Genomic DNA, 18761 nt, shown 5'->3' with positions numbered 1-18761 from the left:
CGTGTCCAGAACGCGCAGAGGTCTTTTCCGAGGTTGGATGACGGGCGCGGTCACCGCGACCGTCGCGGCGAGTCTGCTCGCGGTGCCGGCCAACGCGGCCGCCGCCGCGCCGGCTCCGCCGAAGGGCGCGTGTATCGACGAGCAACCCGACGCGGCGGCGGCCCGCCGCATGCTGGCGGTCTGCAACCGCCGAGTGGAGTTGCTCTCGGCGCGTACGGAGTGGTCGCAGACGTTCCTCAACGTCGACGGCTCCGAGACGCTGGAGCAGACGATCGAACCGACCCGGGTGCGCAAGGGTGACTCCTGGGCTCCGGTCGACACCACGCTGAAGGCGACGTCCGAGGGCATCGTGCCGCGGGCCACCGTCCTGCCGATCGTGTTCTCCGCCAAGGGCGACGGTCCGTTCGTGCGGCTGCGCGACGGCTCCCGGGAGCTGGCGCTGACCTGGCCCGGCACGCTGCCCGCGCCGGTACTGAAGGGCGCCACCGCCACCTACCGTGACGTCGTGCCGGACGTCGACCTCCAGGTCACCGCCCAGCCGCTCGGCTTCTCCCAGGTGCTGATCGTCCGGACCCGTGCCGCGGCCGCCAACCCCAAGCTGGCGTCGCTGAAGTTCGGCGTCAGCACCAAGGGCCTGACCGTGTCGACCGCCGCCGGTGGTGGCCTCGCCGCCCGGGACGCCAAGGGCGGTACCGTCTTCGCCGCCCCGGCACCGCTGATGTGGGACTCCGCCGACGCCGACGGCCCGGCGACCACCGGCCAGGCCAAGGGCAAGGGCAAGACCCAGGCGTCGTCCGCGCCGCGGCGCAAGCCCACCGCCGCCGAGGCCGCCGCCGCGGCGGCCCGGGCCGGTGAGCCGGCTCCCGACAAGAAGGCGGTGCCGGAGAGCGCGCGCCGGGCCGTCATGCCGGTACGCGTCGACGGCGCGACCATGACCCTCGTCCCGGACCGGAAGATGCTGGCCGACGAGGGCACGAAGCTGCCCATCTACATCGACCCGTCGTGGACCGGCGGCATCTCCGGCAACGCCTGGACCTCGGTCTGGAGCAAGTACAAGTCCAGCTCGTTCTGGCAGAACTCGTCGGCGCTGACCAACGGATCGACGAAGGGCTCGGCCGGTTCCGGCCGCACGGAGGACTGCTCCGGATGCGCCGACCACATCATCCGCTCGCTGTTCCGGATGAACACCTCCAACGTCCGGGGCAAGCACATCCTCAGCGCCCAGTTCCGGGTGGAGCAGCGCTGGTCCTGGACCTGCAGCCCCAAGTCGAACGCGAAGCTCTGGATGACCGGGGCGATCTCCTCAAGCACCACCTGGAACAACCAGCCGACCTGGTACAGCACCTACACGTCGCAGACCCTGGGCAACCGCAAGTACGGCGCCATCCACGGCTGCCTCGGCACCGGCACGATCGAGTTCAACGTCACCTCGATGGTCGCCAAGGCGGCGGCGAGCGGCTGGTCCACTCTCACCGTCGGCCTGCGCGCCATCGACGAGGGCACCAAGGACCAGTGGAAGCGGTTCAACCACTCCTCGCCGAAGCTCGCCATCACCTACAACAGCGACCCGAACGCCCCCACCGACCGCAAGTCCGACGGCAAGGTGTGCGCGACCGGCACCTCGCGGCCATACGTGCTGAGCGCCACGCCGATCCTGGCCGCGAAGCAGTCCGACCCGGACACCTCGCAGCAGTCGCTGACCACGTACTTCTACTGGTGGCCGCTGGGCGGCAGCCGGAACGAGACGAACAAGGTCTCGCAGGCAGCCGGCAACCCGTCCGTCGTGTCGAAGGCGATCCCGGCCGACAAGCTCACCGACGGCGCCACCTACGTGTGGCAGGCCCGCACCTGGGACGGCACCCACAACGGGGCCTGGTCGGGCACCTGCGAATTCACCGTGGACACCTCGAACCCGAACCCGCCGGCCGACGTCACCTCGACCAACTACCCGGATGACACCATCCCGCGCGGCGGCGTGGGCCTCTCCGGCACCTTCGACGTGCTCCCGCCGACCAGCAAGGCGAACGAGGTCCGGGAGTACGCGTACAGCCTGGACTCCGGCGTGCTGACCGCAGCGAAGACGGTGCCCGCCCGCACCACCGACTACGGGGCGTCATTCACCATCGCGCCGCTGCACGACGGGGTGAACAACCTCTACGTCTGGTCCAAGGACCACGCGGGCCGCTTCTCAAGCTCGTTCCTCTACACCTTCAGCGTCAAGGCGGGCTCAGGGCCCGCGGCGGAGTGGCGATTCGAGGAGACGGGCACCACCGCCACCGATGATTCGGGCCACGGGAACGCCCTGACGCTCGGCACCGGGGTCACCCGGGTGGCCGGCCGCTCCGGCGTCGGGACAGCCCTGTCGCTGCCCGGCACCGCGGCCGCCACCAGGACCGGCACCCTCAACACCCCGCACCCCGACACCGGCGTCTCCACCCCGGTCCGGACGGACACCAGCTTCACCGTCGCGGCCTGGGTCAAGCTCAGCTCGACGGCGGGCACCGGCGTGCAGACCGTGGTCAGCGCGAGCGGGACGCGGATGTCCGCGTACCACCTCGGCTACGCCGGCAGCAACCAGCGCTGGCGGTTCACCATGGCGGCCGCCGACACCGACAACGCCGGCCTGTACAGCGTGCTGTCCGACGCCGCGCCGACGGCCGGCAAGTGGACCCACCTCGCCGGTGTCTACGACGCCGCGACCAAGAAGATGACCCTCTACGTCAACGGGGTCGCGCAGACCGCCACGGCGACCCTCTCCGGCGGCTTCAACGCCACCTCGGAGTTCGCCGTCGGCCGGCGCAAGTGGAACGGCGGCAACGACAGCTTCTTCACCGGCGCCGTCGACGACCTGCGGTTCTACAACTTCATCGAGACCCAGGCCAACCTGGCGAAGCTCGCCCTGCCGTTGCAGCCGAAGATCACCTTCCCGAACGGCGCCGGTGTCACGGCCGGCGGTCAGCTGACCGTCAAGTTCGACGCGGGCGGCGACACCAACATCACCAAGTTCAAGTACAGCCTCGACGGCACCGGCCTCGGCAGCACCGTCAACGCCACCAGCGCGGGCGGCACGGCCACCGTCACCGTCCCCGTGGGGAACACCACCGGCCAGCGTCCGGTGTACGCGGTCGCGGTGGACGACGGCAACCGGGTCGGCCCGATGGCCCAGAACCAGTTCACCGTGTCGCCGGCGGCCAGCATGTCCGGCACGGTCTGGGACCCGAACTTCATGCCGCAGGCCGGCGCGCTCGTCCAGCTCCAACCCGGCGGCTACCAGGCCACCTCCGCCGCCGACGGCAGCTACTCGCTGGCGAACTTCCCGCCCGGCACGTACACCGTCACCGTCACCTACGGCGGCCGGTGCGGCCTGGTGCTCAGCCAGCAGGTGGAGATCGACGGCCAGGGCTTCGTGTTCGACATCTTCCTGATCGCGGTCGGGGACGACCTGGGCACCACCTGCGCCGAGCAGACCGCGGCCTTCACCGCGGCCAGCACGGCGCTGGCGCTCACCGGTGACGACGCCGTCACCACCGTGCAACTGCCGTTCGCCTTCCCGTTCTACGGCGGGGCGTACCGCAGCGCCTGGGTCGACACCAACGGTCTGCTGTCGTTCACCGACCCGGCCGGCTCGCACCCGTACACCGGCGGTGGTCAGCTGCCCGCGCCGGCGGACCCGAACGCCGTCGTCGCCCCGTTCTGGGACGACCTGGTGGTCGACGGGTCGGCGAGCGTCCGCACCGGCACCACCGGCACCGGCTCCGGCCAGCGGTTCATCGTCGAGTGGCGCAACGTCTACCGGAAGGCCGACGCGACCCAGCGCCTGACCTTCGAGGCGATCCTCGCGCCGGACGGCACCGTGACCACCAACTACGACCAGCTCGACAACGCCGCCGAGAAGGGCGACAACGCGATCGTCGGCATCGAGGCGGCCGCGGGTGAGGACGGCCTGTCCTACTCCGTGGACGAGCCGGTGCTGGCCAGCGGCAAGGCCATCACCTTCGTCCGCCCGGACGTCGCCGGTGGGCTGGAGACGCACAACCTCTCCGGCACGCTGACGGACGCGGCCGGCAACCCGGTCAGCGGCGCCACGGTCTCGCTCGACCCGGGTGGCCTGACCGCCACCACGAGCGGCACCGGTGCGTACAGCTTCACCGGTCTGGTGGCCGACAGCTACGACGTCTCGGCGAAGCTCGCCGGCCGGTGCGGCGTGGTCGCGCGCAGCCAGGTGGAACTCGCCGCGGACACCGTGCGGGACCTGAAGCTCGGCCCGGACTACGGCGGCCTCGGCTACGCCTGCACCACCGGCCCGTCCGGGTTCGTGGCGGCCGCGAACGTGCTCGCCCTGACCGGCGACGACGCGGCCACCACGGTGACCCTGCCGTTCCCGGTGCAGTTCCACGGCCAGTCGTACACGTCCGGCTTCGTGCACACGAACGGCCTGGTCAGCTTCGGCAGCGTCTCCGGCGCGGTCGACGCCTGGGCCAACCCGACGATGCCGACCGCGGAGCCGCCCAACGCCGTGGTGGCCCCGTTCTGGGACGACTTCCAGGTGGACTCGTCGGCCAGTGTCCGGACCCAGACGTTCGGCACCGCGCCGAACCGCTACTTCGTGGTGGAGTGGCGCAACGTCGGGTTCCGCCCGACCAGCGCCGAGCGGCTCACCTTCGAGGTGATCTTCCACGAGGACGGCCGGATCGCGTACCACTACGGCGCGATGTCGACCCCGACCCAGCAGGGCGCCGGCGCGACCGTCGGCTTGGAGAACGGCTCCGGCACGGTGGCGGCGCTCTACTCCTTCCAGGAGGCGGTGCTCACCGGCAACAGCTCCATCACGTACACGCCGGCCCCGGCGGGCACCGTCAAGGGTGTGCTCACCACCGCGGTCACCGGCGAGCCGTACGCCGGGGCGACGGTCACCCTGAACCCCGGCAACCGGAGCACCACCACCGGCGCGGACGGCAGCTACCAGTTCACCGGCGTGCCGGTGGGCGAGTACCAGGTGGCCGCGGCGACCGGGGACAACCGGTGCGTCGGCCAGTCCGCCAAGGAGACCGTCAACTACGCGGGCGGGACCAAGAGCGTGGACCTGTCCGTGATGGTCGACGGCGACGAGTTCGGCTACAAGTGCACCACCGGCGCGCAGACCTTCATCCCCGGTGACGTCACCGAGGGCTGGAGCGGCGACGAGACGGTGTGGCAGAAGAACCCGCCCTTCCCGGTCAAGCTGTACGGCGAGCAGTACACCTCGGCCTGGATCAGCGCCAACGGCCTGATCAGCTTCAAGGACCCGGCGTACTTCGGCTGGATCGGGTCCTGGCCGGGCGCCCTCCCGTCGCCAGCGGCGGAGGGCTCCCCGAACGCGGCGGTCTACGCCCTGTGGGACGACTGGGTGGTCGACTCGCAGGCGCTGATCGCCACGAAGATCAGCGGTACGGCACCGAACCGGCAGTGGGTCGTCGAGTGGCGCAACGTCCACATCTACGGCGACACCAGCACCCGGGCCACCTTCGAGGTGATCTTCAACGAGGGCGGCGACATTACCCTCGCCTACACCGGCATCGACCCGACCAAGCCGATCGAGCGCGGCGGCGAGGGCACCGTGGGCATCGAGAACGCCGACGGCTCGATCGCCTTCCAGTACCTCTTCCGGGAGAAGTGGCTGGCCAGCGGGCAGGGTGTGACCTTCAAGCCCAACCCGCCCGGGCAGGGCAGCGTGGCCGGCACGGTCACCTGCCAGGGCGCCGCGGTGGCGGGGGCGACCGTGACGGTCGCCGACAGGACGGCGACGACGGCCGCGGACGGCACCTACCGGGTCGACGCCGTGCCGGCCGGCACCTGGGCGGCGATCACCACCGTGACCAGCGGCACCTGCAAGGGCTCCGACGTACGGCAGGTCACGGTGGGGACGAACACCCAGGCGGCGGCGGACTACGCCCTCGGTGCCACGGCGGCCGGTGGCGGTTACACGCTGGCCGAGCAGGCGGTGCCGTACACCCCGGCGGACGCCACCGTGTTGTCGCTGTCCGGCGACGACGCCTACACCTCGGTGGCGCTGCCCTTCCCGGTCACCCTGTACGGGCAGACCTACAGCACCGGCTACGTGGACGTCAACGGCGTGCTCAGCTTCGTCGACCCCGGTGAACCCTCGCCGGACGCGTGGCCGATCCCGTCGCCCGACAGTCCCGAGGAGCCGAACGCCGCCCTCTACCCGTTCTGGCACGACTGGGTGGTGGACAGCAACGCCAGTGTCCGTACCGCGGTCCGCGGGACCGCACCCAACCGGCAGTTCGTCATCGAGTGGCGCAACGTGCACTCGTACGAGGACCCGCTGACCCGGGTGACCTTCCAGGTGATCCTCGACGAGGCCGGCGGCTGGAGCTACGCCTACACCGACAACGACGGCACGTTCCTGGAGCGAGGCGGCGGCGCCACCATCGGCGTCGAGAACGCCGACGGCACCTCCGCGATCCAGTACACGTACCGCCAGCCGGTGCTCCGGCCGGGCCTGGGGCTGCGGTTCAACCCGCCCACCCCGTGACGGCTGCTTGACGATGGTGGGAGCCGTGGCGTTGCTGCGGCTTCCACCGTCACCTCTTCGCCTCATCCAGCATTGAAGGACTCCAGGAGTCGCAGGTGAGACAGATCCGACACGATCGAATGCTCTCGGTAACGGAGAGAATGCTCGGTGTGCGAAACCCCTATCGCCGCGGGACGGCGGCGGCCCTGGTCGCCGTACTGGTGGCCGGCCTACTGCAACCCGCCCCGTCGCAGGCGGCACCCGCCGGCTTCCAGCGTCCCGCCGCGAAGCCGGTGCCCAGCATTCCGGTAAAGGCGGTCAAGCCGGCCACCACCAGTGGCCCGAAGCTGCCGCCGCAGGCGTCCGCCAAGCCCGCACCGGTATGGCCCGCGCCGGGTAGGGCGGTGGTCGATCTGGCAACCGCCCGTCTGGCGTCGGGTGCGGTCCGGGCCGGCGCGCTGCCGGTACGGATCTCCCGTTCGTCCGCCGGAGCCGTTCGGTCGCCTGACCAGATCCAGGTCGAGGTGCTCGACCGGGCGGCAACCGCGCGCGCCGGCGTTGACGGTGTGCTGCTGAAAGTGGGCCGCACGGGCCTGGCCGCCCGTACCGGCAGGGTCGCCGTCTCCGTCGACTACGGCTCGTTCGCCACCGCGTACGGCGCGGACTGGTCCAGCCGACTCCGGCTGGTCTCGCTGCCGCAGTGCGCGCTGACCACGCCCGGCAGGAAAGAGTGCGTCCGCACGCCGCTGTCATCGCGTAACGATCTCCGCGGGAAGTCGGTGACCGCGAGCGTGCCGCTCGTCGCCGCGCCGACCCTGCTCGCCGTCGAGGCGGCCCCCTCCGGCCCGGCCGGCGACTACTCGGCCACCTCGCTCCAACCGTCCTCCACCTGGTCGGCCGGGGGCAGCTCTGGCGCCTTCAACTGGTCCTATCCGATGCGGGTGCCCCCCGCCACCGGCGGCCCGGCGCCGGAATTTCAGCTGAGCTACTCCTCCCAGTCGGTCGACGGCCGCCACGCCGCCTCCAACAACCAGCCCTCGTGGATGGGTGAGGGCTTCGACGCATGGCCTGGCGGGTTCGTGGAGCGGCGTTACAAGCCCTGCTCCCGCGACATGGACGGCTCGGCGAACAACGACACCAAGACGGGCGATGAGTGTTGGGAGACCGACAACGCCACCCTCTCCCTGAACGGCACCTCCGGCGAACTGCTCTACAACGCGACCGAGGGCCGCTGGCACCTGCGCAATGACGAGGGCGCCCGGATCGAGCGCCGGACCGGCGCCGGCAACGGGGATGACAACGGCGAGTACTGGGTCGTCACCACCACCGACGGCATCCAGTACTGGTTCGGGCTCAACCACCTGCCCGGCTGGGTGTCCGGCAAGGCCGAGACCAACTCGACCTGGACGGTCCCGGTCTTCGGCAACGACCCGGGCGAGCCGTGTCATGCGGCGTCGTTCGCCGGCTCGGACTGTGTCCAGGCCTGGCGATGGAATCTGGACTACGTCGTGGACCTGCACGGGAACACCGCGTCGTACTGGTACGCGAAGGAGACCAACAGGTACGGGCGCAACCTCGACCCGGACGACGCCGCCAGTTACGTGCGGGGCGGCTGGCTCGACCGGATCGACTACGGCACCCGGCAGGTCAGCGGTGCCGATTCGGTGTTCAGCAGCGCCGCTCCGTTCCGGGTGGAGTTGACCGAGGCCGACCGTTGCCTGAGCAGTTGTGACACCCACGACGAGGCGCACTGGCCGGACACCCCGTGGGACTCCGCATGCACCGGCTCCTCCTGCCCGGGCGACTTCAGCCCCACCTACTGGACCACGAAGCGGCTGGCCTCCGTGACGACGCAGGTCCGTTCCGGCACCGGCTACCGGGACGTCGAACGGTGGACCTTCACCCACTCGTTCCCGGATCCAGGTGACGGCACGCGAGCCGGGCTCTGGCTCGACAAGATTTCCCACGTCGGCCTGGTGGGCGGCAGCGCGACCATGCCGGACGTCGAGTTCACGCCGGTCCAGCTGGCCAACCGGGTCGACACGATCGACTTCGCCGCCGCCATGAACTGGATGCGGATCACCAAGATCCGTAACGAGACCGGCGGCACGATCAGCGTCAACTACTCCGATCCGGACTGCAAGGCCGGCGAGACGATGCCGACCCCCCACACCAACACGCGGCTCTGCTATCCGGTCATCTGGGAGCCGGAGGGCTACTCGAATCCGGTCACCGACTGGTTCCAGAAGTACGTCGTCAAGACGATCTACGAGAACGACAACACGGGCGGGGTGCCGCCCCAGGGCAGCCCGCGCGTTGTCTACAAGTACGACTACTACGGCGGCGCGGCGTGGCACTACGCCGACGACGACGGGCTCATCGAGGCGAAGTACAAAACCTGGTCGAGCTACCGCGGATACGGCCGGGTCAGCGTGACCGTGGGTGACCCGGGCGAGCAGACCTACAGCGAGACCCGGTATTTCCGGGGCATGCACGGCGACAAGGCATCGCCGACGGGCGGCACCCGCAACGTGACCATCGACAGCATCAACGACGAGGACTGGTACGCCGGCACGGTCCGCGAGGAGAAGACGCTCAACGGCCCCGGCGGCCCGGTCGTCTCCCGGCAGACCAATGACCCCTGGCCATCTCCGGCCACGGCAACCCGCACCATCAACGGCGACACCGTCACCGCGCGATTCAACCGGATCGGGACCACCCGCTCCTACACGACCCTCGACGCGGGCCGGGGCGAGCGAGTCACCAAGACGGTCAACACCTTCGACTCGTACGGCATGGCGATCCAGGTTGACGATCTGGGTGAGGAAGCCGTTGCCGGCGACGAGAAGTGCACCAAGAGTGAGTACAACCCGCGCAACATCGGCTCCTGGATCCTGGACCGCGTCCACTCCGCCAAGGTGTTCGCGGTCAAGTGCGCCGACACCGGGACGACGTTGAGCGACGACGACGTCATCACGGAGACCCGCACCTCCTACGATTCGCAGGCGTTCGGCACCGCCCCGAGCCGGGGCATGCCGACCCGGGTGGAAAAGATGGCGTCCTGGAACGCCGGGGCACCGACCTTCGTCACCCAGAACCGGGCGGCGTACGACGCGCAGGGCCGGGTCACGTCCCATTGGGACGGGATGAACTACGAGACCAAGACGGCCTACACCCCCGCCACCGGTGGGCCGGTCACCGCCGTGACGGTCACCAACCCGATGCAGCACGTGGCAGTGACCAACCTGGAACCCGCCTGGGGCGCCACGGCATCCACCGTGGACGCCAACAACAAGCGCACGGATCTGGCGTACGACCCGCTGGGACGGCTCACGGCGGTCTGGCTCCCCGACCGGGACAAGGCCACCGAGACACCCAACCTCAAGTACACCTACCTGTTGCGCGCCGACGCGCCGTCGGTGGTGTCATCGGCCCGGTTGAACGCCGCCGGCAACTACCAGGAGTCCTTCGCCCTCTTCGACGGGCTGTTGCGGGAACGGCAGTCGCAGGTTCCTTCCCCATCGGGCGGCCGGCTGCTCACCGACGCCTTCTACGACACCGCGGGACGCAAGGCGGTCAGCTACGGCACCTACCACGCGACGGGGACTGCGGGCGGCACTCTGAGCACGGCCATCGACCGAGCTCTCGTCCCGAACCAGAGCCGTACCGTCTACGACGGCGCCGGTCGGGTGACGGCAACCATCTTCCAGCCCTACGACGCCGAGCGGTGGCGGACCTCCACCTACTACGGCGGAGACCGCGTCGACGTGACGGCACCGGAGGGGAGCCCGGCGGCCAGTTCGACCCTCACCGATGCCCGTGACCAAACGGTCGAGCTGCGCCAGTATCACGGAAGCACCCCAACCCCCTTCACCGCCGGCAGCTACGACGCCACCCGGTTCACGATCGACCGGCGCGGCAACCTCACGAAGGTCACCGACTCGTCGAACAACCAGTGGACCTACGTCTACGACGGCCTGGGTCGGAAGGTCGAGAGTCAGGACCCGGACCGGGGCAAGACCACCTTCACCTACGACAACAACGACCGGGTGACGACGTCCACCGACGTGCGCAACAAGAAGCTGGCGTACCTGTACGACTCGCTCAACCGCAAACGCGCCATCTACGACAACCAGGTCGGTGGAACGCTGCGTGCCCAGTGGGTCTACGACACCCTGGTCAAGGGTCAGCTCACCCAGACGACGCGCATGGTGGGGTCGGCGCCGTACCAGGTGAAGGTCATCGGGTACACGGAGAACTACGCGCCGACCGGGGCCCAGGTGATCATTCCGGCGAGTGAGGTCGGACTGGCGGGGACCTACAACTTCGAGACCACCTACAACGTCGACGGCAGCGTAGCGTCGAACGGCTTGCCGTCGACCAACGGCGACCTGCCGGCGGAGACGCTGACCTACGGGTACGACGCCTTCGGCGGGCTCAAGACCGTCAACTCGCTGTACGGCAACATCCCGCTGTCGTATGTCGCCGACACGGACTACAACGCCCTGGGTCAGATCGAGCAGATGGAGCTGTACACCGGCTCCGGCGGGCGGGTGTTCCAGTCCTACACCAGGGAGTTGGAGACGGGGCGGCTGCTCGGCATCCGCACCGACCGCGACTCGGTGGCGCCGTACGTCCTCGGGGACGTCCGCTACAGCTACAACCAGGCCGGCAACATCACAAAGATTCAGGATGTCGCTCCGGACCCGGTGGACGACACCCAGTGCTTCACCTACGACCATCTGGGTCGGCTGACCGAGGCGTGGACTCCGGGTGCCGGCGACTGCACGGCGACCCGAACCGCCGGCGGGCTCGGCGGCCCGGCGCCTTACTGGCACTCCTGGCAGTACGACAAGGCCGGCAACCGGACGAAGGAGACGGTGCACGGGGCGACCAGTGACGCTGTCACGAACTACGTCTATCCCACCCCGGGCAGTCCCAAGCCGCACACGCTGTCGTCGACCACCGGTGCCCGCGTCGGGAGCTACACCTACGACGAGATGGGCAACACGCTCACCCGGCCGACGAGCGGAGCCGGCACCCAGACCCTGACCTGGGACGAGGAGGCATATCTCGCGACATCGACGGATTCAACGGGCCAGACCAGCTACGTCTACGACGCGGACGGCAACCGACTCATCCGTCGCGATCCTCAGGGCAAGACGCTCTACCTGCCCGGCCAGGAAATCCGCTACCGCAACAGCAGCCAGTCGACGGCCACCACCCGCTACTACCAGCACAACGGCAGTGTGGTCGCGTCGCGCACGGCAGCGGGTTTGACCTGGCTGGCGGGAGATCACCAGGGCACCGCCTACATCTCCGTCGACCAGGCGAACCAGTCATTCTCCGTCCGGCGGCGCAACCCCTTCGGCGCGGTTCGCGGAGTGGCTCCGGCGTGGCCCAACACGCAGGGATTCGTCGGCGGCACCGATGACAACACCGGTCTGACCCACTTGGGCGCACGAGAGTACGACCAGAGCACCGGCCGCTTCATCAGCTCGGACCCGATCATGGACCTGACGGATCCGCAGCAGATGCACGGGTACACCTACGCGCACGGCAACCCGGTCGCCTACGCCGATCCATCCGGCCTGATCGAGTGCGGCAATGACGACTGTTCAATGAACTCCCGTCCGACCAGCGACGGCGGCGAGATCATCACCATGCCGGACGGCAGCAAGGAGAAGGTTGGTGGCAAGGGGAGCGGCGGCGGTGGGTACAAGCCTCCGCCCACCGCCCTCTGCTCGAAGGACCCGACGGCCTGGAAGGGCTGTGGGCCCAGCACCCCGAACGCCGGAATCATCCTCGGCGGCTCCATCGTCGTCGCGCCCACGGAGGCGGAACTCCAGGCCGCGATCAACGATGAGGTGAAGAAGTGGTGCGACGGCGGCCATGGCTGGGGAGACCGGCTCGTCTTCGGCGCCGGCGTCGATGGTTGTGCTCCAGGAGTCGGTGGATCCGAGATCGTGGAGAACTGGGTCCGGGGTGAGATCTGCGCCGACCACCCGGACTGGTGCGAGTACCAGGACCTGAGCCAGACCATGCTGATCCAGGCAGCGGCCGGGATCGGCTACGGGGCGTTCGGCAAGACCAGTAAGCGGCCGCCCCACACCGCCGTCGTGTCCTACTACGACGCCAACGGGAAGCTGATCTTCACGCGTACGCTCAGAAGTGGAAATGCCACCCCAGCCGAGGCGGCCCTGCCCTTCCCGTTGAACTCCCTGGCCACCCACACCGAGCGACGAGCGGTGGTGTCGCCCTACATCTCGGAAGGTGGCTTCATCGTCATTGAAGGGCAGTACTCGCCGTGCTCCCACTGCCGAGGGGCGATGCGCCAGACGGCGGAGAATCGGAATGTCACCATCGTCTACCGTTGGCAGGGTCGGGTGTGGGTGGCGACCCCCGAGGCGTCCGGTTGGAACTACCGGAGGCTGATCGCCAAGATCACGAAACCGAAGTGACCGGGGCAGGCTGACGCCTGGCCGACGTGGGTGCCCACACGGGGGTGGGCACCCACCGGCCGTCTTCAAGGCGTCCGTCCGGAGGCTGCTGTACTACGCTGTCGCCCGACTGCGGCCGCAGCTGCCATTAAGGGTGGGACGCGAGCCCGGTTCCTGGTGGACCTGTCGGAGGATGGTGCAGAAGTGGCCGAGGTGGCGATCGAGTTCGTCGGGGGCGATCCGGGGATCAACTCCGATCTGGAGAAGCGGTTATCCGCTTCCGGTATCCAGACCATCACGGTGGACGCCGGGGTGGGGGTCAGGGTGGACGGCGTTGCGGATTCTGACCGGATCGGCGCGGTCCTGTCCTCCTTCATCGGCGAGCGGACCGACTCGTTCAAATTGCGGTTGGACGGGCCGGGTGAGGAAGCGCTCATCCACGAGGTGCGGGTCGTCGCCGATCCCGCGACCCTCGCGGCCTTCCTCCGGGCCGCCGCCTACCTCCTGTAGCGGCCAGTTCCGCCACGCCGCCGAGGCATGCGAGCTATACCGCCAGGGTGCCCGGTTGGGCATTGGCGCGACCTGAGGTGAACACCCGGGTCAGGCCCCGCTTGAGCAGGGAAATCCGGTCGCTCGGCAGTTCCAGGGCAAAGGTGAGCTCGGTGGGCAGACCCAGTGTCTCGGCGGCGTCCGAGGTCAACCTCAGATACAGGTGCCTATCGGTCACCCGGCATGCGAGCACGCCCCCGTAGTACGTCGCCTGACCAGGGTCGACGACCAGGCAGTACGTGTCCCACCCCAGGTCGATCTCCTGATCGTCCAGGTCGTCGCCGCACTCCATGAACAGCAGGGACCACGACCCGGGTTCGGTGCTCTCGCGAACTCCGAGCACATAGCCCTCGCTGTCGTCGTCGCCCACGTCGCGCAAGGTGGATGGCACGGACCCGCTCGGAACCAGCTGCACGCCCTCACTCCTCTGGACAGGGTCGGGTGACCGGTGAATCTAGCATCGAACCCGTTTCGCTGAAGGCTCCAGTCGGAGAGCTGCCCCTGCCGCTGGCTCGTGGTCGGGGGCCAGGGTGGCCGGACTGGTGGCAAGCCTGCTCTTCGGCCCGTCGTCAGCGGCCGGCGGTGGGGCGCTGTCCGCCCGCGCCCGAACCGGCGCCGGTGAGCCGGGCCAAGGCCCACCCGACGGCCGGCCGGACCGCCGCACGGAAGTCGGCGAGTGCGACCCGACCGCAGGCTCCGTGTGGATCGACCCATGGTGACCTCCGCCGCCCATGCGTCCTCCTCGTTGTCCCTTTTGTGGTTGCAGCCTGTGATCCCCCCTTCACATGGATGCATCTCCATCTCTAATGTCTGGCGCACCACGTCGGTGATATCACGGGGGTCGCTGGTGGTTGCTAAGCCCTTGCCTGCACGAACGCAGGTCTTTCCATTGCTCGGCCATTTGTGGTCGGCAGCCTCTGCTGCCGGGATTCCATCGGCGGCGGCGCCATCAGCGGCGACGTCGAGGCCACCGGGGACGGGTGCCGCAGGCGTGCCCACAAGCCGGCGAACCAGTTTTCGCGCCGGCGCCAGGCTGCCGATCCGCGTGCTCATCTCCTGACCCTTCGCACAAGTGCCCTGGGGAGATGCCCGGGAGGCTGCTCCAGTCATCCGCTGAGCCATGGTCCTCTCTCCGGCGTCACCCGGCAGTCCCATTCCGATGACGGCTGCCGGTGCGAGGAGCAGGCCCGCCCTTCCTTGCGATCGGCTCATCCGGACCGGTCGCCCTGACCGCACTGCCCCCTCAAGACCTTGGAGGTAACCAGTGACACCCTCCGTTCCCGTTCTCCTACGTGGATCTCCACGGCGACGCACCCTGCGGCTGCTCGTCGCCGCCGTGACGGCGGTAGCCCTCGGCGCGCCACGGCGCAGGTGCCCGCGTCCGCCCGGCCCGAGGCCGAGGGCTTCTCCCCGCCGCGTCCCGTCCCGGTCAAGCAGGTGCCAGTGGAGACGGTCCGGGCGAAGCCGGCGGCAAACCCACAGCGCGCCGTGCCGGCCGCCTCGGCGCCGGCTCCCGACCGGCCAACCGCGGTGCGGCTACCGTCGACCTGGCCGCCAGCGGCAACCTGCGGCGCGTCGGTGCCCTCCCGGTGAGGGTCGGCCAGCCCGCGCGGGCGGACCGCCGGGGCGCCACGGCCCAACGGGTGCGGGTGGAGGTCCTCGACCGCACGACGACCGCGCACGCGGGGGTACGCAGTGTCCTGTTGCGGATCGGCCGGGCGGACGGAGTGACGGCGGCCGGCCAGGCCGGCGTCACGGTCGACTACCGGTCGTTCGCCGGAGCCTACGGGGCGGACTGGGCGAGCCGGCTGCGGCTGGTCTCTCTGCCCGAGTGCGCGTTGACCACCCGACGGCCAGGGAGTGCACCGGGACGCCCCTGCCGTCCCGCAACAACCTGGCGGAGTGGACCGTGTCCGCGACCGCCGCCGGCAGCCTCGTCGCGGTCTCGGCCGCCCCGTCCGGGCCGGCCGGGACGTACGCGGCGACGTCGCTCCAGCCGTCCTCCACCTGGTCGGCGGGGGGCAACTCGGGTGCGTTCATCTGGTCCTACCCGTTGCGGGTTCCACCGGCACCCGGTGGGCCGGCGCCCCAGTTCGCCCTGAACTACTCGTCGCAGACGGTCGACGGTCGGCACGCCGCCTCCAACAACCAGCCCTCCTGGGTTGGTGAGGGTTTCGAGGCCTCGCCGGGCGGCTACATCGAGCGGCGCTACCAGGTCTGCGCCGAGGACATGGGCGGCTCGGCCAACAACACCACGAAGACCGGCGACCTGTGCTGGGAGACCGACAACGCGGTCCTGTCGAGTTCGACGGGGTGCGGCACCGGGAGCGGTTCTCCAGCGAACTTGACGACGGCGAGTTCCGGACCGGGGACGTGCTCGCGGTGCGGGTCGACCGAGCGGACCCGGCCCGGGCTGCCACTCCGGACGGGTACGCGACTGAGGATCTGCTGCTGCAAGCGCCGGTGCTGCTGGAGGGTCTCGGGATCGTGACCATCCTGATCTCGCTGGCCCTGCTCAGGAGAGGCCACCGGCGGGAGTGACCGCGAGGCTGCCGCCCCGGCCCGCTGCGGTCGGGGCGGCAGCCTCGCCGATCCGTCATGCGTCAACCATAGGTTGACGACTACGTGTCGTCAACCTATGGTTGACGCATGACGGATCCCGTGAAGATGACCCACCCCGTACGCCTCGACGACCTGATCGACGGCATCAAGAAGGCGCACACCGACGCGCTCGACCAGCTCGCCGATGCCGTACTGGTCGCCGACCACCTCGGCGACGTGGCGGACCACCTGATCGGCCACTTCGTGGACCAGGCGCGCCGCTCCGGCGCCTCCTGGACGGAGATCGGCCGCAGCATGGGCGTGAGCAAGCAGGCGGCCCAGAAGCGCTCCGCCGCGAAGGCGGAGACGGCCGCCGCGCTGGACCCGAACGCCGGCTTCGGCCGGTTCACGCCCCGGGCCCGCAACGTGGTGGTGACCTCGCAGGAGGAGGCGCGGGCGGCCGGCAACGCCGAGATCGGCCCCGGGCATCTGGCGCTGGGGCTGCTGGTCGATCCGGACGCGCTCGCCCCCAGGCTGATCGAGGCCCGGGGCGTGTCGCTGGAACGGTTCCGGGAGGCGGTCGCCGCGACCCTGCCGGCGCGGGCCGAGCAGGTTCCGGACCTGATTCCGTACGACGCGCGGGGCAAGAAGGTGCTGGAGCTGACCTTCCGGGAGGCGCTGCGCCTGGGCCACAACTACATCGGCACCGAGCACATCCTGCTCGCCCTGCTCGAGGAGGAGGGGGGCGACGGCGTGCTCACCGGGCTCGGGCTGGACAAGGAGGCGACGGAGAGCGCCACCGCCGCCGCGCTCGCCGAGATCGCCCGGAAGCTGGCCTGAACCGACCGGCCGGGCACGCGCCGCGAGGCGCGTGCCCGAGGCCGGACGGGCGGGTCAGCCGACGGTGGGGAAGCCGTACCGGGCGGCGTGCTCCGGGTCGGCCGGGTCGACCTGGCGGAGGCCCGCGTCGGCGAGCCGCTTGTTGACCTCGTCGAGGTGCTCGCGGACCAGCCGGGCCTCCTCGTCGGTGACCTTGCCCCGGTGCGGCTTGCCGGCGTGCTCGATGGTGCCGTAGTCGACCTTCTCGGCGGCGCGCCGCGCCTTCGGCGGCTTCACCCGCTCGGCGGTGCGCAGCAGTTGCGCCATCGGCACGTCGGTGGCCATCGCGTCGAACTCGCTCGCGGTGAGCACCACGCGGCGCGGTTCGCCGCCGCCGTGCTTGTCATGGATCTCCACCACGGCCACGTCCAGCGCCGCGTCGTCGATGTTCTCCACCTCGACCGGGGTGGCGTCCAGCTGCACGGGCCCGGCGACCAGGTCGGGGTGCTCCAGCACGACGACCTTGACCACCTCGTCGTCGGGGCGCAGCACCTGGCCGCTGAAGTCGGAGACGTGGATCGTCTTCTTGCCCATGCGCGGAGCTTCTCCTGTCGTTGGCGGCTTCCCGGACCAGAAGACGCTACCCGACAGGTGTGCGAAGCCCGGCGTGGAGCGGCCCGGGTGTGTCGTCGCCTTCGTCCGAGCCGGGCAGGGTCAGAGGCTGCCTTTCGGCACGACCCACTCCACCGGCTGGCCGGTGACCGCGGCGATCCGGTCGTAGTCCGCGTCGTAGTGCAGCACCGTCGCGCCGTGCTGCTCCGCCGTGGCCGCGATGATGAGATCAGGTAGGCGGAAGTGCCGGTGCTGACTGTCGGACGCCAGCGTGCGGTGGACGGCCAGGGCCCGATCCATCGCGGCCGTCGTCACGTTCATCCACCGATGCCCGTGCAACGCCTGCCACAGGAGTTCGTAACCCTTCGGGTGCGGCGCGTTGTTCAGGTATTCGAGCGAGGTCATCTGACAGGCGGCCAGCCGGCCTTCGGCCAGCAGCGTCTCGAACCGCCGCCGGACCGGCTCGTGCCTGCCCTGGAGCACGTACACCGACGTGTCGGCCAGGTAGACCTGGCCGGCCATCACGCCGCCTCGGCGTCGCGGGCGTCCTCGACCAGCCGGCTCAGGTCCCGCCCGCCGCCGTAGCGCCAGGCCTCGCCGGACTGGCCGAAGTCCATCTCCACCTGGTCGAAAGCCGCCACGATCTCTCTGGCCTGACGGCGCACGGCGAAGGCGTGGAGCGCGGCGTTGATCGTGGCCACCTTGGTGTCGGTGCCCAGCGCTTCGCGGGCGGCCTCGAGCCACTCGTCGTTGACGTCCACGGTGATGCGCGTCATTCCTCCGACGATACATCACGTCCGGATGCTGAAACGCACCAAGAAACGGGTGGAGTTGGTGCGTCAGCGGGTGTTGAGGCCGCGCCGGGCGGCGGCGCCGGCCGGCAGCGCGTTCAGCTCGGCCCAGGAGAGCGGGGTGTCGGTGCGGGCCTCCCGGTACCGGGGCTGCGCGGGGAACCGTCCGGCCCCCTCGACGGCCTGCCAGCTGCGCTCGGTGTCCTGCTGGTACCGGTCATTCGGCTGATTCGGCATGACCATTACCGTCCCAGAGAAACTTGTACATGTATGGAAATAGATATGACGCGGGATCGATGCCTCAGGTTCCCGCCGCCGGCAGCCGGACCACGAACCGGCAGCCATCGGCGATGTTCTGTACGTCTACCCGCCCACCGTGCGCCTCAATCAGCCCGCGCACGATCGCCAGCCCCAACCCGCCCGATCCCTCGACGCCGCCGTTGCCCGGTCGCGGCGTCCGCGCCGGCTCGCCCCGGAACGCCACGTCGAACAGCC

The 18761-nt window shown here is 69.9% G+C and carries 11 protein-coding genes; 5 read left to right on the top strand and 6 right to left on the bottom strand.

The features are described from left to right. The first annotated feature begins 37 nt into the window (after positions 1 to 37). From EFE23_RS29440 to EFE23_RS16510, 3 genes are all read left to right on the top strand, one after another. Positions 38 to 6535, top strand: a complete 6498-nt coding sequence (locus EFE23_RS29440) for an NIDO-like domain-containing protein (protein ID WP_305034565.1) — start codon at positions 38 to 40, stop codon at positions 6533 to 6535. A 149-nt stretch (positions 6536 to 6684) separates the two neighbouring features. Next, positions 6685 to 12975 carry an RHS repeat-associated core domain-containing protein gene (locus EFE23_RS16515; RefSeq protein ID WP_233601019.1) on the top strand — a complete coding sequence of 2097 codons (6291 nt, stop codon included), beginning with the start codon at positions 6685 to 6687 and terminating at the stop codon, positions 12973 to 12975. Positions 12976 to 13158: 183 nt separating this feature from the next. After that, entirely contained in the window at positions 13159 to 13464 is a 306-nt protein-coding gene (locus tag EFE23_RS16510) for a hypothetical protein (protein ID WP_123241823.1), read from the top strand. A gap of 34 nt (positions 13465 to 13498) precedes the next feature. On the opposite strand, the gene EFE23_RS16505 is transcribed toward EFE23_RS16510, so the two are convergent. Then, entirely contained in the window at positions 13499 to 13873 is a 375-nt protein-coding gene (locus tag EFE23_RS16505; protein ID WP_148058461.1) for an Imm10 family immunity protein, read from the bottom strand. Positions 13874 to 15774: 1901 nt separating this feature from the next. Here EFE23_RS16505 and EFE23_RS16495 point away from each other — a divergent pair. Next, positions 15775 to 16044, top strand: coding sequence for a hypothetical protein (locus tag EFE23_RS16495; RefSeq protein ID WP_233601023.1), 270 nt, complete (start codon positions 15775 to 15777; stop codon positions 16042 to 16044). 108 nt (positions 16045 to 16152) lie between these two features. After that, positions 16153 to 16884, top strand: coding sequence for a Clp protease N-terminal domain-containing protein (locus EFE23_RS16490; protein WP_123241821.1), 732 nt, complete (start codon positions 16153 to 16155; stop codon positions 16882 to 16884). A gap of 54 nt (positions 16885 to 16938) precedes the next feature. Here the strand turns inward: EFE23_RS16490 and EFE23_RS16485 are convergent, their stop codons facing one another. From EFE23_RS16485 to EFE23_RS16465, 5 genes are all read right to left on the bottom strand, one after another. Then, a complete protein-coding gene (locus tag EFE23_RS16485; RefSeq protein ID WP_123241820.1) occupies positions 16939 to 17457 on the bottom strand; it encodes a hypothetical protein in 519 nt (172 codons plus the stop codon). Between the two features lie 120 nt (positions 17458 to 17577). Beyond that, positions 17578 to 17997: a PIN domain nuclease gene (locus EFE23_RS16480; protein ID WP_199737108.1), complete on the bottom strand. Its 420-nt coding sequence runs from the start codon at positions 17995 to 17997 to the stop codon at positions 17578 to 17580. Next, complete coding sequence (locus EFE23_RS16475) at positions 17997 to 18251, bottom strand: type II toxin-antitoxin system VapB family antitoxin (protein ID WP_123241818.1); 255 nt, start codon at positions 18249 to 18251, stop codon at positions 17997 to 17999. The genes EFE23_RS16480 and EFE23_RS16475 overlap by 1 nt, the downstream gene beginning before the upstream one ends. A gap of 63 nt (positions 18252 to 18314) precedes the next feature. After that, complete coding sequence (locus tag EFE23_RS16470; RefSeq protein ID WP_123241845.1) at positions 18315 to 18503, bottom strand: DNA repair protein; 189 nt, start codon at positions 18501 to 18503, stop codon at positions 18315 to 18317. A gap of 64 nt (positions 18504 to 18567) precedes the next feature. After that, positions 18568 to 18761, bottom strand: a 194-nt coding sequence (locus EFE23_RS16465; protein WP_369410326.1) for an ATP-binding protein, incomplete at its 5' end; no start/stop codon positions are given.

The organism is Micromonospora solifontis, assembly GCF_003725545.1.
GTDB lineage: Bacteria > Actinomycetota > Actinomycetes > Mycobacteriales > Micromonosporaceae > Micromonospora > Micromonospora solifontis.
This window is presented reverse-complemented; position numbering and strand designations above follow the sequence as displayed.

Excerpts from the sequence above, each read along its gene's own strand:
- EFE23_RS29440 (WP_305034565.1), top strand. The coding sequence starts at position 38 with ATGACGGGCGCGGTCACCGCGACCGTCGCGGCGAGTCTGCTCGCGGTG.
- EFE23_RS16490 (WP_123241821.1), top strand. The coding sequence starts at position 16,153 with ATGACGGATCCCGTGAAGATGACCCACCCCGTACGCCTCGACGACCTG.
- EFE23_RS16485 (WP_123241820.1), bottom strand. The coding sequence starts at position 17,457 with ATGGGCAAGAAGACGATCCACGTCTCCGACTTCAGCGGCCAGGTGCTG.
- EFE23_RS16480 (WP_199737108.1), bottom strand. The coding sequence starts at position 17,997 with ATGGCCGGCCAGGTCTACCTGGCCGACACGTCGGTGTACGTGCTCCAG.
- EFE23_RS16475 (WP_123241818.1), bottom strand. The coding sequence starts at position 18,251 with ATGACGCGCATCACCGTGGACGTCAACGACGAGTGGCTCGAGGCCGCC.
- EFE23_RS16470 (WP_123241845.1), bottom strand. The coding sequence starts at position 18,503 with ATGCCGAATCAGCCGAATGACCGGTACCAGCAGGACACCGAGCGCAGC.